The 13313-nt window shown below is 72.7% G+C and carries 13 protein-coding genes; 4 read left to right on the top strand and 9 right to left on the bottom strand.

All coding sequences use genetic code 11. From position 1 onward, the window contains the following. Window positions 1–188: 188 nt before the first annotated feature. Together ACIQTO_RS15150 and ACIQTO_RS15145 are read left to right on the top strand one after the other, a co-directional pair. The gene (locus ACIQTO_RS15150; RefSeq protein WP_402388031.1) at window positions 189–905 is read left to right on the top strand and encodes a peptidylprolyl isomerase; all 717 of its coding nucleotides are present in this window, start codon (window positions 189–191) and stop codon (window positions 903–905) included. 61 nt (window positions 906–966) lie between these two features. Next, window positions 967–1293: a MazG-like family protein gene (locus ACIQTO_RS15145; RefSeq protein WP_402388030.1), complete on the top strand. Its 327-nt coding sequence runs from the start codon at window positions 967–969 to the stop codon at window positions 1291–1293. Between the two features lie 177 nt (window positions 1294–1470). Here the strand turns inward: ACIQTO_RS15145 and ACIQTO_RS15140 are convergent, their stop codons facing one another. Both ACIQTO_RS15140 and ACIQTO_RS15135 read right to left on the bottom strand, forming a co-directional pair. Continuing rightward, complete coding sequence (locus ACIQTO_RS15140) at window positions 1471–2760, bottom strand: geranylgeranyl reductase family protein (protein WP_402388156.1); 1290 nt, start codon at window positions 2758–2760, stop codon at window positions 1471–1473. 132 nt (window positions 2761–2892) lie between these two features. After that, window positions 2893–4542, bottom strand: coding sequence for an MFS transporter (locus tag ACIQTO_RS15135; RefSeq protein ID WP_402388029.1), 1650 nt, complete (start codon window positions 4540–4542; stop codon window positions 2893–2895). 151 nt (window positions 4543–4693) lie between these two features. Here ACIQTO_RS15135 and ACIQTO_RS15130 point away from each other — a divergent pair, with 151 nt between their 5' ends. After that, a complete protein-coding gene (locus ACIQTO_RS15130; RefSeq protein WP_402388155.1) occupies window positions 4694–5104 on the top strand; it encodes a MarR family winged helix-turn-helix transcriptional regulator in 411 nt (136 codons plus the stop codon). Window positions 5105–5236: 132 nt separating this feature from the next. Here ACIQTO_RS15130 and ACIQTO_RS15125 read toward each other — a convergent pair whose 3' ends face one another. The 6 genes from ACIQTO_RS15125 to ACIQTO_RS15100 all read right to left on the bottom strand — a co-directional run bounded on the left by ACIQTO_RS15125 (window position 5237) and on the right by ACIQTO_RS15100 (window position 12108). Next, the gene (locus ACIQTO_RS15125; RefSeq protein ID WP_402388028.1) at window positions 5237–5932 is read right to left on the bottom strand and encodes a demethylmenaquinone methyltransferase; all 696 of its coding nucleotides are present in this window, start codon (window positions 5930–5932) and stop codon (window positions 5237–5239) included. A 170-nt stretch (window positions 5933–6102) separates the two neighbouring features. Continuing rightward, window positions 6103–6690 carry a hypothetical protein gene (locus tag ACIQTO_RS15120; protein ID WP_402388026.1) on the bottom strand — a complete coding sequence of 196 codons (588 nt, stop codon included), beginning with the start codon at window positions 6688–6690 and terminating at the stop codon, window positions 6103–6105. Between the two features lie 231 nt (window positions 6691–6921). Then, window positions 6922–7668 carry an imidazolonepropionase-like domain-containing protein gene (locus ACIQTO_RS15115; RefSeq protein ID WP_402388024.1) on the bottom strand — a complete coding sequence of 249 codons (747 nt, stop codon included), beginning with the start codon at window positions 7666–7668 and terminating at the stop codon, window positions 6922–6924. 130 nt (window positions 7669–7798) lie between these two features. Then, window positions 7799–9022 (bottom strand): cyclic dehypoxanthinyl futalosine synthase, encoded by a 1224-nt coding sequence (gene mqnC, locus ACIQTO_RS15110; protein WP_402388022.1) that lies wholly within the window; start codon window positions 9020–9022, stop codon window positions 7799–7801. A gap of 133 nt (window positions 9023–9155) precedes the next feature. After that, the gene (locus ACIQTO_RS15105; RefSeq protein WP_402388020.1) at window positions 9156–10916 is read right to left on the bottom strand and encodes a serine/threonine-protein kinase; all 1761 of its coding nucleotides are present in this window, start codon (window positions 10914–10916) and stop codon (window positions 9156–9158) included. 292 nt (window positions 10917–11208) lie between these two features. After that, the gene (locus ACIQTO_RS15100; protein WP_402388018.1) at window positions 11209–12108 is read right to left on the bottom strand and encodes a menaquinone biosynthetic enzyme MqnA/MqnD family protein; all 900 of its coding nucleotides are present in this window, start codon (window positions 12106–12108) and stop codon (window positions 11209–11211) included. Window positions 12109–12430: 322 nt separating this feature from the next. Between ACIQTO_RS15100 and ACIQTO_RS15095 the strand changes: the two genes are divergently transcribed. After that, window positions 12431–12634, top strand: a complete 204-nt coding sequence (locus ACIQTO_RS15095) for a cold-shock protein (RefSeq protein WP_057227626.1) — start codon at window positions 12431–12433, stop codon at window positions 12632–12634. A gap of 208 nt (window positions 12635–12842) precedes the next feature. Here ACIQTO_RS15095 and ACIQTO_RS15090 read toward each other — a convergent pair whose 3' ends face one another. Then, on the bottom strand, window positions 12843–13145 hold the full coding sequence (locus tag ACIQTO_RS15090; RefSeq protein ID WP_402388016.1) for a hypothetical protein: 303 nt from the start codon (window positions 13143–13145) through the stop codon (window positions 12843–12845). Between the last annotated feature and the right edge of the window lie 168 nt (window positions 13146–13313).

Below are 13313 nucleotides of genomic sequence, written 5' to 3'. Positions count from 1 at the left end.
CCGACTCCGACTCCAGCTCCGACTCCAGCTCCGGCACCGGCACCGGCACCGGCACCGAGCAGCATCCCTCGCCGAGCACCCCGCCACGGCGCCCGAAGGCTCCGCACGACACCCGCCACTGCCGCACACCGCCCACCTCCTGCCCCCGGCGTCTACCGGATCCCCGCTCGGGCATGGATGATGTCGCCATGACAATCCAGCCATCCACCACCCCTCGGAAGGCCCGTCACGTGAATCGCAAGCACTGGGCGTTGCCCGCCGCCGCCACCGTCCTGCTGCTCGCCGCGAGCACCGGCACCGCCGCAGCGGACGGCCTGCCGACCGCGTCCCCCGCACCTGCGGCCGCCACTTGCACCTACACCCCCGCGGTACCCGCCGACAACTTCAAGGGCATCCCGGTCTTCGACGCCAAGAAGGCCGCCAAGCCCTACAGCGCGACCTTGAAGACCAGCCAGGGCGCGATCACCTTCCAGGCCCTGACCGCCGACGCGCCCTGCACCACCTTCTCCTTCCGCTTTCTCGCCGAACGCGACTACTTCGACCGGAGCCACTGCCACCGGCTGACCACCCAGCGGATCTTTGTCCTGCAGTGCGGTGACCCGACCGGTACCGGAAGCGGCGGCCCGGGCTACTCCTTCCCCGACGAGAACCTCACCGGCGCCACCTATCCCGCCGGCACCGTAGCCATGGCCAATGCCGGGCCGAACACCAACGGCAGCCAGTTCTTCTTCGTCTGGAAGGACACCAAGCTCTCCCCCGCCTACACCCCGTTCGGCCGGGTGACCGCCGGCCTGGACGTCCTGCAGAAGATCGCCGCCGGCGGCGAGGACGACCAGAACAACCCCGGCGACGGCTTTCCGACCCTGCCGGTGAACATCCGGAACGTGAGGATCAGCTCCCGCTGAACCCTGCGTGCCGCTCCCGTACGGTGGTCGACGTCACCGAAGCCGTACGGGAGCAACGCCGATGGACAGCAGGATCTGGGAGAGCGTCGACCAGCTGGTCGCCTGGCTGGACAGGGGGAGCGTGCTCTCCCCGCAGGAGGAGCGCCTGCTCCGCATCCTCAAACTCTCCGAGGAGGTGGGTGAGGTCGGCGCCGCCGTGGTCGGCGTCACCGGGCAGAATCCCCGCAAGGGCGTGACCCACACCTGGGAGGACGTGCAGCACGAGCTCTGCGACGTCGTCTTCAGCGCCCTCGTCGCCCTGCGCACACTCACGCCGGACGCCGCCCAGGTCTTCGCGGACCGCCTCGCCTACGTCGAACAGCGCTCTGCCGGCCGCCGGGAGCAGTAGCGGTCCCTGCGCCCGCCAGCCCTGCGCCGCACACCGGAGCGTCGCCTGTCTCGCACCTCCTGCCGGACGCAGCCCGTCAGGAGGCGCGGCCCCCCAGGCGCGGCCCCTCAGGCGCGAACCGTCAGGCGCGAACCGTCAGGCGCTGCCCCTCCGGCACGGCCCCCCAGACGCGACCCGTCAGGCGTTCGGGGCGACGCGGGCGAGGCCGTTGATGATGCGGTCCATGGCGTCACCGCCCTGCGGGTCCGTCAGGTTGGCGAGCATCTTGAGGACGAACTTCATCAGCATCGGGTGGGTCAGGCCGCGCTGGGTGGCGAGCTGCATCACCTTGGGGTTGCCGATGAGCTTCACGAACGCGCGGCCGAGGGTGTAGTAGCCGCCGTAGACGTCCTTCAGGATGCGCGGGTAGGCCTGCAGGGCCCGCTCGCGGCCGGCGTCCGTCACCCGGGCGTTGGCCTGGACGATGACGCCGGCCGCGATCTGGCCGGATTCCATCGCGTAGGCGATGCCCTCGCCGTTGAACGGGTTGACCATGCCGCCGGCGTCACCGACGAGCAGCAGCCCGCGGGTGTAGTGCGGCTGACGGTTGAAGGCCATCGGCAGGGCGGCGCCGCGGATCGGGTCGGTCATGTTCTCGGGGGTGTAGCCCCACTCCGCCGGCATGCTGGCGCACCAGGCCTTGAGCACGTCGCGCCAGTCCAGCTCGCCGAAGGCGGGCGAGGAGTTGAGGATGCCGAGACCGACGTTGGAGGTGCCGTCACCCATGCCGAAGATCCAGCCGTAGCCGGGCAGCAGCTTGCGGTCCCCGGCGCGGGTGTCCCACAGCTCCAGCCAGGACTCCAGGTAGTCGTCGTCATGGCGCGGGGAGTTGAAGTACGTCCGGTAGGCGACACCCATCGGACGGTCCTCACGGCGGTGCAGGCCCATCGCCAGCGAGAGCCGGGTGGAGTTGCCGTCGGCCGCGACGACCAGCGGGGCGCGGAAGGTCACCGCGCGCTTCTCGTCACCGAGCCGGGCGGTGACGCCGACGATCCGGCCGGTCCGGTCGTCCAGCACCGGGCCGCTGACGTTGCACCGCTCGTACAGGCGGGCGCCGGCCTTCTCCGCCTGACGGGCGAGCAGCTCGTCGAAGTCGGCACGCTTGCGGACCAGTCCGTAGTCGGGGAACGCGGACAGCTCCGGCCAGTCCAGCTCCAGCCGGACGCCGCCGCCGATGATCCGCAGGCCCTTGTTGTGCAGCCAGCCGTTCTCGGTCGACACGTCGATCCCCATGTCGACCAGCTGCTTGGTGGCACGGGGCGTCAGGCCGTCGCCGCAGACCTTCTCCCGGGGGAACGAGGTCTTCTCCAGGAGCAGCACGTCGAGACCGGCCTGGGCAAGGTAGTACGCGGTGGTGGCGCCGGCCGGGCCCGCACCGACCACGATGACGTCCGCGGTGCTCTCCACGGTGCTGTCCGGCTTCGTCAGGTCGGCTGCGGTATCGGACACGGTGGGCACTCTCCTGGAGCTACGGCTGGGGGACGGAGGCGTTGTCCCCGGCAGTCTAGTTGCCGCCCCCGGGCCTGGATCCGAGGGCGGCACCCACGACGCGCTCCGAAGCTAGACGCGAGCCCCGGCCTCAGCCCCACCCCTGGGCTCGCCCTCGGGCGCGACCTCAGCCCCGACCCCGCCACCGATCCCGCCACCGGCCGCGTCACCGACCGAGTCACCGGCCCCGCCCGGCACCACCACGAGCGGAACCGGCGCCACCTCCCGCCGCCGGCGCGGGATGAAGGCGATGATCAGCACCCCGAGCGCCGCCGCTCCGGCACCGATCGCGAAGGTCGCCCGGAAACCGTCCAGCGAGGGCACCTGCGCCGGCCCGAAGGAGACGGCCGTGTGAGCGAGCACCGCGCCGATCACCGCGCTGGCGAACGAGGTGCCGATCGAACGCATCAGCGCGTTGAACCCGTTGGCGGCGGCGGTCTCGCCGGGCGGGACGGCCCCCATGATGAGCGCCGGGATGGCCGCGTAGGCGAAGGCGATGCCGGTGCCGAGGATGCAGCCGACCAGGACCAGCTGCCAGACCTCGTGCAGCAGGGCGAGGCCCAGCAGATACCCGACGGCGAGTACGACCGCGCCGACCAGCAGCGAGGTCCGCGGACCCTTGGCAGCGGAGAGCTTCGCCGAGAACGGGGAGACCAGCATCATGATCAGCCCGCCGGGGGCCATGCAGAGCCCGGCCACCACCATCGAGCGGCCGAGCCCGTAGCCGGTCGCCTCGGGCAGTTGCAGCAGCTGGGGCAGTGCGAGCGACTGCGCGTACATCGCGAAGCCGAGCGCCACCGAGGCCCCGTTGGTGAGCAGCACCTGCCGTCGGGCGGTGGCCCGCAGGTCGACCAGCGGCTGGTCACTGCGCAGTTCGAACAGGCCCCAGAGCAGCAGGATCAGCACGGCAGCGGCGAACAGGCCGAGGGTGAGGCCACTGAGCCAGCCCCAGTCACTGCCCTTGGAGATGGCGAGCAGCAGGCAGACCAACCCCGCCGAGAGCCCGGCGGCGCCGATCGCGTCGAAGTGGCCCCCGCTGCGATCCGGCGACTCCGGCACGACCAGCAGGACCAGGGCGACCGCGAGCACCCCGAGCCCGGCCGAGCCCCAGAACAGCCAGTGCCAGTCCGCGCGCTGGGCGACGACGGCCGCGGCGGGCAGACCCAGTGCGCCGCCGATGCCGAGCGAGGAACTCATCAGGCCCATCGCGGAACCGAGCCGCTCCCGCGGCAGGACGTCCCGCATGATGCTGATGCCCAGCGGGATGACGCCGGCAGCGGCGCCCTGGAGCGCACGGCCGACGACCACCGGGACCAGCGAGGAGCCGAGCGCCGCCACCACCGAGCCGACGATCATGATCAACAGGCTGGCGAGCAGCATCCGGCGCTTGCCGAAGAGGTCGCCGAGCCGCCCGCTGACCGGGGTCGCGACGGCGCCCGCGAGCAGGGTCGCGGTGAGCGCCCAGGAAGCGTTGGACGCCGAGGTGCGGAGCAGCCCCGGCAGGGCGGGGACGATCGGGATGACGATCGTCTGCATCACGGCGACCACGATGCCGGCGAAGGCCAGCGCCGCGACGACCGCGCCGCTCCCGGCACCGGCACCGGCACCGGCACCGGCACCGGCCGACGCAGAACCGCCCGACACCGCACCGCCCGAACGGCGACCGTTCCGGCCGGTCGGTGGCACAGCACCGCCCACGGCGTTGTTCTCGGCACTCTTCATGGGCCCATTCCTCTCGTCGCATGCACTACACATATTGCATGCACCATGCACATCAGATCCTCGTGGTTACCATGAACGCGAACGACGCAGGGAGTACGGCCGCCCGGAGGCACACGTGAGGGACCACCTGAACGACATCGAACGGGAGCTGATGCTCATCGGGCGCCATCACGCGATGGCCGGCGGGCGAACCGCCGGCTTCCTGGAGCGCTCCGCCTATCTGCTGCTCTCCCGGATCGAGGCGCAGGGACCGATGTCGATCGGACAGCTCGCGGAGGCGTTCCAGCTGGACACCTCCACCGTGAACCGTCAGGCGGCGGCGATGCTCCGGGCCGGCGTGGTGGAACGGATCCCGGATCCGGACGGCGGGGTGGCCCGCAAGTTCGCCATCACCGCCGTCGGCAGTGAGGCGCTCACGGAGGACCGCCGACGTCACCAGGAGGGGCTCGGCCGGGTCCTGAAGGGTTGGTCGGACGCCGAGGTGGCCGGGCTGGCGACGGTGCTGACCCGGCTCAACCGCTCGATCGAGGACCTGCAGGGCGTGGTCTGGCCACGCGGCTGAACGGGCCTCGCACGTCGCTCACCCGCCGGCGGCCCGCCGCCCCCGCAGGCCGGAGGGCGCGGGCCGGGGAGCGCCCCGCGGGCCGGAGGGCGCGGGCCGGAGGGCGCACCACCCCCGACCCGCCCCCGCGCGCTACGAGACCTTGTACGCCCGGTGCAGGGCGACGATCCCGCCGGTGAGGTTGCGCCAGGCGACCTTGGACCAGCCGGCGTCCTGCAGCTTGGCGGCCAGCGCGGGCTGGTCCGGCCACTCGCGGATGGACTCGGCGAGGTAGACGTAGGCGTCCGGGTTGCTGCTGACCGCGGTGGCGACCGGCGGCAGCGCCCGCATCAGGTACTCGGTGTAGACCGTCCGGAACGGCGTCCAGGTCGGCGTCGAGAACTCGCAGATCACCAGCTTGCCGCCGGGCTTGGTGACGCGGAACATCTCGCTCAGCGCGGCGTCGGTGTCGTGCACGTTGCGCAGCGCGAAGGAGATCGTCACCGAGTCGAAGGTGCCGTCGGCGAACGGCAGCCTGGTCGCGTCACCGGCGGTGAGCGGCAGCTCGGGGTGCCGGCGCTTGCCCTCCGCGAGCATGCCGACCGAGAAGTCGCACGGGACGACCGTGGCGCCCGCCTCGGCGAAGGGCAGCGAGGAGGTGCCGGTGCCGGCCCCGAGGTCGAGCACGACATCGCCCGGTCCGGCGGCCACCGCCTCGGCCACCGCCCGGCGCCAGGCACGGGCCTGGCCGAGGGAAAGCACGTCGTTGGTCCGGTCGTACTTGGCCGCGACGTCGTCGAACATGGCGGCGACTTCGTGCGGCTGCTTGTCCAGAGAGGCTCGGGTCACGCCCCCATTGTTCACCCTGGCACCGACGAGTTCGGCAAGGGGGCACGCCGCCCGCACGCCACCAGCCCGGCGCGGGCCCTGCGCCCACCCCCGGCACGGCCACCGGCCGATCCGCCCGGGACTGCACCCGGGCGGCGCCCGCAGGAAGGCGTGCACGACGGCGCGCCGGCTCAGTGCAGGCCGCGCCGCCCGCCCGAGCGCCGCTTACGGCGCGAGCGCTTGCCCTGCGTTATCGCGGGCATCCCCTCGGCCAGCGCACCGGTGGCCAGCGCCACGGTGGTGGCGAACCGCCCGTTGCCGCTGCGAATGGCGACCGCCCGGCGGTGCCGACGGATCCGCAGCACGCAGACGAGGAAGAGCAGTACGGCCACCGGCACGCTGAACCAGGCCAGCCCGACGCCGACCGGCTGCGGGTAGGTGGCCCCGCAGATCCGGACCGCGCCGGGGTCGTCGGCGGCGTGCTCCAGGCAGACCGCGTCACCGACCTTGGCACCGTCCGCCAGCGGCAGCGCGGCGGCGGTGTGCTGCTGGCCGGCGGCCCGGTAGCTGACGGTGCTGTAGGAGCCGCCACCGGTGGGCATCTGGGTGACGACGCCGTCCACTCTCACCGGGTGCGCGCCGATCCGGTCGGCCTGCTCGGTCTGGCGCCAGCCGAGCAGGCACATGCCAACAGCCAGCACGGCACTGAGCACGGCGGTGAGGTACCAGCCACGGCCCAACCGCGGGGAACGCGGCGGGGGGACGGTCGCGGATCGCATGGTTCCTGTCCTGGCTAGCCTTCGGGGCCTGGGACGGGGCCCCGCCACCCGTGGGGACGGGCGGTACGTGGTGAGGGTACGGACTGAGCTGACCGGGATCGTATCCGCTGGCGGGCCCTCAGGTCACGGCGAAGGGTGAATCAGACAATATGGCCTACAGCACAGTTCGACGGCACACGAAGGAACTCCCGCATGACGCACGGGAGTCAGCTACCCACGAGTAGGCGACGCTCAGCGTCGGCGGTACACCAACCGCCCGGCCAGCACCGTCGCCAGACAACCGACCGGTCGCCGACCTGCCCCGGACTCCACCCCGGACACTGCCCCGGCCCCCGCGCCGGACCCAGCACCGGCCCCTGCGGCATCGGCACGGTCCCGGGGCCGGGCGGCACCGGCAGAACCGAAGACGGCGAAGTCGGCCCGCCCGCCGACGGCCAGCCGCCCGTGCACCGCCGCCGCGAGCGGCAGCACGGCGAGCGGATCCAACGGCCCCTCCGCCCCGGGGAGCCCGGCCGGACCGGGCAGTGCGGTCAGCCCCGACCGGGCCACCGCCGTGCGCACCGCGGCGCGCTCGAACGGGCCGGCCACCGCGGTCACGCCGAAGCCGAGCATCCGCTGCAGCCCGCGCCGGGCGCTCGCACCACAGCGCGCCTCGTCGACCGGCCGCACCGGCTCCCCGGAACCCACCGGCCCCACCAGGCCCCCGGGCACCGGCGCGTCCCCGATCTCCTCACGCGGGTCCGGGTGGTACGCGTACTCCAGCAACCAGTGCCCGTACGGGTTGCGCAGACCGGGGGTGAGCAGGCCGTCGCCCCAGTCGCGCAGCCGGGCGCGGGGGTGGGCGGCGGCCAGCTCGGCGTACGGGCCGAGGGCGGCGATCAGTTCGCCGTGCACCAGCACCGCCCCGTCGGCGACGGACGGGGCGGTGGGGTCGGCCGGGTCGGGCAGCACGAGGGCGGCCCGGTGCAGTGTCAGCATCGCGAGGTCACCAAGGCGGGGTCGGCACCGGTCAGATGGGCACAGCCGGCTGGAACCGGCGTCAGCTGTCGCCGGCCACCGTCAGCCGGCCACTGCGAGTTGTCAGTTGTCAGCCATCGGCCATCAGCCGTCAGCCGTTGTTGAGGATCTTCAGCTCGGGGTGCGCCGTGCCGCCCGCGATCGCCGTGGAGGCGATGTGCGAGGCGACCCGCGGGTCGACCGGGTCGTTGGCCGGGTCGTCCAGCACCCGCAGGTGCTCGTAGGTGGTCGCGCGCTGGGCCGGGACGCGGTCGGCGGCCCGGATCAGGTGGATCAGCTCGGTGAGGTTGGACCGGTGCTTGGCGCCGGCCGCCGAGACCACGTTCTCCTCCAGCATGACCGAGCCGAGGTCGTCCGCACCGTAGTGCAGCGACAGCTGGCCGGCCTCCTTGCCGGTGGTCAGCCAGGAGCCCTGGATGTGGGCGATGTTGTCGAGGAAGAGCCGGGCGATCGCGATCATCCGCAGGTACTCGAAGACGGTCGCCTGGGTCGAGCCCTGGAGCTTGTTGTTCTGCGGCTGGTAGGTGTACGGGATGAAGGCCCGGAACCCGCCGGTGCGGTCCTGCACCTCGCGGATCATCCGCAGGTGCTCGATCCGCTCGGCGTTGGTCTCGCCGGTGCCCATCAGCATGGTGGAGGTGGACTCCACCCCGAGGCCGTGCGCCGCCTCCATGATCTCCAGCCAGCGCTCGCCGGACTCCTTGAGCGGTGCGATCGCCTTGCGCGGGCGCGCCGGCAGCAGCTCGGCACCGGCGCCGGCGAACGAGTCCAGGCCCGCCTTGTGGATCCGGGTGATGGCCTCCTCGATCGGCACCCCCGAGATCCGGGCCATGTGATCGACCTCGGACGCGCCCAGCGAGTGGATCACCAGCTGCGGGAACTCCGCCTTGATCGCCGAGAAGGCGCGCTCGTAGTACTCCACGCCGTAGTCCGGGTGGTGCCCGCCCTGGAACATGATCTGGGTGCCGCCCAGCTCGACCGTCTCCGCGCAGCGGCGCAGGATCTCCTCGAGGTCGCGGGACCAGCCCTTGTCACTCTTCGGCGGCACGTAGAACGCGCAGAACTTGCACGCCGTCACGCAGACGTTGGTGTAGTTGATGTTCCGCTCGATGATGTACGTCGCGATGTGCTCGGTACCGGCGTAGCGGCGGCGGCGCACCGCGTCGGCCGCCGAGCCGAGCGCGTGCAGCGGCGCCGAGCGGTACAGCTCCAGGGCCTCTTCGGGGCTGATCCGGCCACCGCCGGCCGCCCGGTCGAGCACGGCCTGCAGGTCGGTGCTGGGCGCATCGAGGGTGGTCGCTGCGAGCTCGGACACCTGGCGGCCTTCTCTCTCTCGGGTACTTCTGCGTGTTCTCGGGCACTACCGCGCGTTCCCAGGTACCACTGCGTGTTTCCGTGCTTCCTGGTACGGCCGAACCAGCCTACGCCAGCGCTTTCGCGCTCTGCCGTCAGGCCACTTTCCGCATCGTCCCGGTCGGGTTTCCGGCCGCCGGATCGGCGGAGCCGAACCGGATGGTGTTGTCCTTCTGCAGGGTCAGCGTCTCCGCGTTGGAGCCGCTGCTGCACGCCCCCGGCAGCGAGGAGCGGACCAGCCGGGAGGTGAACACCAGCTTCCCCTCCGACACCGAGTCCAGCGTCCAGGCGCCCTCGCAGCTGACCGAGATCAGCCCGGAGACGGCGTTGCGACTGGTGGTGTTCTCCTGCCCGATCGCGGCCGGGCCGATCACCAGCGTGGTCGTACCGGCGGGCAGGCCCTTGTCGGTGGTCATCTCCCCGCGCCAGGTGCCGAGGAAGGCGGGCGGTACGACGCTCGGGCCGGCGGCGGTGCCCGGCGGGGGTGCCTGGCCGGCGGGCAGGGTGGTGGTGGACGTGGACGTGGTGGAGCTCGCGGTCGCCGACCAGCTGAACGACGCCGTGACGGTCGGTCCGGAGCTGGGCGTGCGCTCCTGGACCGCGTCGCCCCCGAACCCCCGGTAGAGGCCGTACCCGCCGGCCGAGAGCACCAGGGCGACCGCCACCGCGACCACCAGCGCGGTCCCGGTCCGACGCCCCGCCGTCGACCCCGCCCTCGACCCCGCCGGCTCCGTCGGCGTCCTGTCGTGCGGCACTCGGTCGTACGGCACGTGGTCGTACGGCACGTGGTCGTACGGCACTCGGTCGACCGGCACCCGATCGGTCGGCGTCCGGCCCGGTGAACCGCCCGCCGCAGGAACACCCCCCGCCGAACCACCCGCCTGTGCACCACCCGCCGACGCGGGGCCCGCCGGGGCATCGGCTCCCCCCGCGTCCCCCTCCCCCTCCAGGTCGAGCTCCAGGTCGAGCAGTTCGACCGCGCTGCGGCCGACCCCCGCCGCCAGCGCGGGCGGCAGCCAGCCACCCCGCCCCAGCCGGACGGTGACCGCGCCGTCGGCGTCCAACCGGTCCCGGAGCTGCCACGGAGTCGGGCGGGCGGCCGGGTCCTTGGCCAGGCAGTCCCGCACGACCGGGCGCAGCGACCCGGCGAGCCCGGCGAGGTCCGGCTCCTCGTGCAGGACCCGGTAGAGCAGGACCGCCACGCTCACCCCCTCGCCGAAGGGCTGCACACCGGTGGCCGCGAAGGCGAGCACCGCGCCCAGCGAGAAGACGTCGCTCGGCGGGCCGGCCGGCTGTCCGTTCGCCTGCTCCGGCGACATGAAACCGGGCGAGCCGACCACGTAGCCGGACTGGGTGAAGCCGCTGGTCGCGTCCAGCGCGCGGGCGATGCCGAAGTCGATCAGGCGCGGCCCGTCCAGGGTCAGCAGGACATTGGAGGGCTTGACGTCCCGGTGCACCAGCCCGAGGCCGTGCACATGGGTCAGCGCCTCGGCGAGCCCGACGCCCAGGGCCCGTACGGCCTGCTCGGGCAGCGGCCCGAAGTCCCCGACGGCGGCGCCGAGCGCGGGACCGGCGACGTAGCCGGTGGCCACCCAGGGGTGCTCGCCCTCGGTGTCCGCGTCCAGCACGGGCGCCGTCCAGGCGCCGCCGACCCGGCGGGCGGCGGCGACCTCCTGACGGAATCGCGCCCGGAACTCGGCGTCCTCCGCGAGCTCGCCGCGGACCAGCTTGACGGCCACCGTGCGGCCGCCGGCCGTCCGGCCCAGGTAGACCCGGCCCATTCCGCCCGCGCCGAGCCGCCTCAGCAGCCGGTACCCGCCCACCTGTCGCGGGTCGTCCGCCCCCAGTGCCCGCATCCCGCACGCTCCCCTCGGCCGCCCGGCCGTCGTCAGCGCCTACGGGCGCCGCCGACGTCACGGATCTCGCGTGCAGACGCTACCGGGCCGCACGGGGCGGGAGGGGGACAAGCGGCGCCCCGCACCGGACAGGACGCACAGCCGGGCCGGCGGCCCCGTTTCTCCCGGGGTGCCGCCGGCCCGATGCCGCCCGTCGCCCACCCGAAGCGCACGGCGCCCACTTCGCACAGAAGAGCGGACAAGCGGACAGCGCGCACGCCGAGGACGAGCAGACGACCAGACGGTCAGATGGTCAGACCACCACCGGCGCCGGCTCCAGCAGGCGGACCGTGACGTCCGGGGCGAAGCCGCTGTCCTGGGCGACCCGGCGGGCGAACTCGGCCATACCGGCGAGCTGCCGCTCACCGAGCGAGAAGTCCAGTGCCTCGCTGAAGTAGCGCTCCAGCACCCCGGCGTCGAACTGCTCCCAGCGGGCCGCGTGCTCGGCGACCGCGCCGGCCTCGACCAGCGAGAGGTCCCGGGACTCCAGGAAGGCCCGGTGCACCGCCGCCGTCAGCTCGGGACTGCGTTCGGCGAAGTCGCGGCGGGCGGCCCAGACGGCGAAGACGAACGGCAGGCCGGTCCACTCCTTCCACATCGCCCCGAGGTCGTGCACCACCAGGCCCTGGGCGGCCGCCTGCCCCAGGTAGGCCCGCAGGGCCGGGTCACCGATCAGCACGGCGGCGTCGGCCTCGGCGAGCATGGCGTCCAGGTCGGGCGGGCAGCTGAAGTACTCCGGCTGCACTCCCTCGCGCTCCTCCAGCAGCAGCCGGGCCAGTCGCACCGAGGTCCGGCTGGTGGAGCCGAGGGCGACCCGGCGGCCGTCCAGCTCGGCCAGCGGGACCTTGCTGACGATGACGCAGGACATCACCGGGCCGTCGCTGCCGACCGCGATGTCGGGGAGCACCAGCAGCTGGTCCGCGTGCCGCAGGTACTCGACGCAGGTGATCGGGCCGATGTCGAGGGAGCCGCCGACCAACTGGTCGCTGAGCTTCTCCGGGGTGTCCTTGGTGAGGTCCAGGTCGAGCAGATTGCCGGTCCTGGCCAGCCCCCAGTAGAGGGGTACGCAGTTCAGGAACTGAATATGCCCGACCCGCGGCCTGACCGGGGGGTTCTCCCGGGACTCCTGCGTTTCCGCCTCCGGTACCACCACTGGGCCGCTCCCTTGCTGTTCGTGCGCCTCTCCGCAGGGTATGCCTGCCGTTCCGGAAGCCTCGCACCGGCCTTACGACACGCCCTGTCCGGCCTGTAAGTCACCCCTGGTCGTCACAGCAGCCGCATGCTAGCGTTGCCCTCAGTTGCAGTTTGATTCCCCTTGCAGTACTTGAAGCCTGCGGAGCATGTAACCGCAGGCTTTTTGTAGTTTTTCAGCAATATCGAAAAACTCCGGACCCGTCCGGAGGCAGGGCGATCAGCGCAGCGGACCGGGCGCCACACGGTGTGGTCCCCAATACGTCCCTCGCAAGGAGAACGGCATGGCTCAGGGAACCGTCAAGTGGTTCAACGCTGAGAAGGGCTTCGGCTTCATCGCCCAGGAGGGCGGCGGCCCCGACGTCTTCGTCCACTACTCCGCCATCAACGCGAACGGTTTCCGCTCGCTGGAGGAGAACCAGGCGGTCAGCTTCGACGTCACCCAGGGTCCGAAGGGCCCGCAGGCGGAGAACGTTACCGCTATCTGATCATCCTCTGATGACCTGATCGCTCGGGACCCCTCGGGTCCGCAGACGGCCCCCGCGGCCGTCATCATGAGCACAAGAGCAGTACCCAAGGGGGCCCGGCCGTCTGCCGGGCCCCCTGCCTTTCGCCCTTCCTCCCCGGGCGGCCCTCCCCCCCCCGGACGCTCCTCCTCCCCCTGGAGCCGGTCCGAACCGAGCGCCTGACGGACGCTCAGGGAACGGCCTTCGTCGGACTGCCGTCGGCATCCGCCCGGAACCACGTCCCCGCCCGACCGCAGTCGAGGCATAGATCGGTGACCAGCCGCCCCGGCCTGCCGTGCCCGTGGCTCGGCTCGGCGGCCTCCTCGTACCCGTGGTCGCCGCCGCCGCACCACCAGCGGATCGCGTCGCGCCCCCGGTAGCGGTGCGGTGTCCGCAGCTCCGGGTCCGCGCCGTTCCGGCGGCGGCCGATCCAGTCGCAGACCGGGCAGCGCGACCAGACCACTTCCGGCCGACGGCGCAACGAACCGGCCAACTCGCCGAGTTCGCCCTGGCGGTTCGGGCAGCCCGTGGTGCTCCCCTCCCCCGGCCGGCCCGCCCCGGCCCGGACCCGTCACCCGGCGTCGTCGTGGCGGCCGGCGGCTCCGCTTCTCGCGCCCGACCTGCGGAAGTGCCCTCGGCCCTGCGGCGCAAGGGCCCTTCG

Origin of the sequence: Kitasatospora sp. NPDC091207, from assembly GCF_044768625.1 — a bacterium.
Taxonomy (GTDB): domain Bacteria; phylum Actinomycetota; class Actinomycetes; order Streptomycetales; family Streptomycetaceae; genus Kitasatospora.
Note: the sequence above shows the minus strand (reverse complement) of the source record. Positions and strands in the feature narration are given on the sequence as shown.

What these genes read in the sequence shown, in the direction of transcription:
- ACIQTO_RS15120 (WP_402388026.1), bottom strand. Translation starts at nt 6,690, where the DNA reads ATGCGATCCGCGACCGTCCCCCCGCCGCGTTCCCCGCGGTTGGGCCGT.
- ACIQTO_RS15150 (WP_402388031.1), top strand. Translation starts at nt 189, where the DNA reads ATGACAATCCAGCCATCCACCACCCCTCGGAAGGCCCGTCACGTGAAT.
- ACIQTO_RS15145 (WP_402388030.1), top strand. Translation starts at nt 967, where the DNA reads ATGGACAGCAGGATCTGGGAGAGCGTCGACCAGCTGGTCGCCTGGCTG.
- ACIQTO_RS15130 (WP_402388155.1), top strand. Translation starts at nt 4,694, where the DNA reads ATGCTCATCGGGCGCCATCACGCGATGGCCGGCGGGCGAACCGCCGGC.
- ACIQTO_RS15115 (WP_402388024.1), bottom strand. Translation starts at nt 7,668, where the DNA reads ATGCTGACACTGCACCGGGCCGCCCTCGTGCTGCCCGACCCGGCCGAC.
- ACIQTO_RS15105 (WP_402388020.1), bottom strand. Translation starts at nt 10,916, where the DNA reads ATGCGGGCACTGGGGGCGGACGACCCGCGACAGGTGGGCGGGTACCGG.
- ACIQTO_RS15135 (WP_402388029.1), bottom strand. Translation starts at nt 4,542, where the DNA reads ATGAAGAGTGCCGAGAACAACGCCGTGGGCGGTGCTGTGCCACCGACC.
- ACIQTO_RS15095 (WP_057227626.1), top strand. Translation starts at nt 12,431, where the DNA reads ATGGCTCAGGGAACCGTCAAGTGGTTCAACGCTGAGAAGGGCTTCGGC.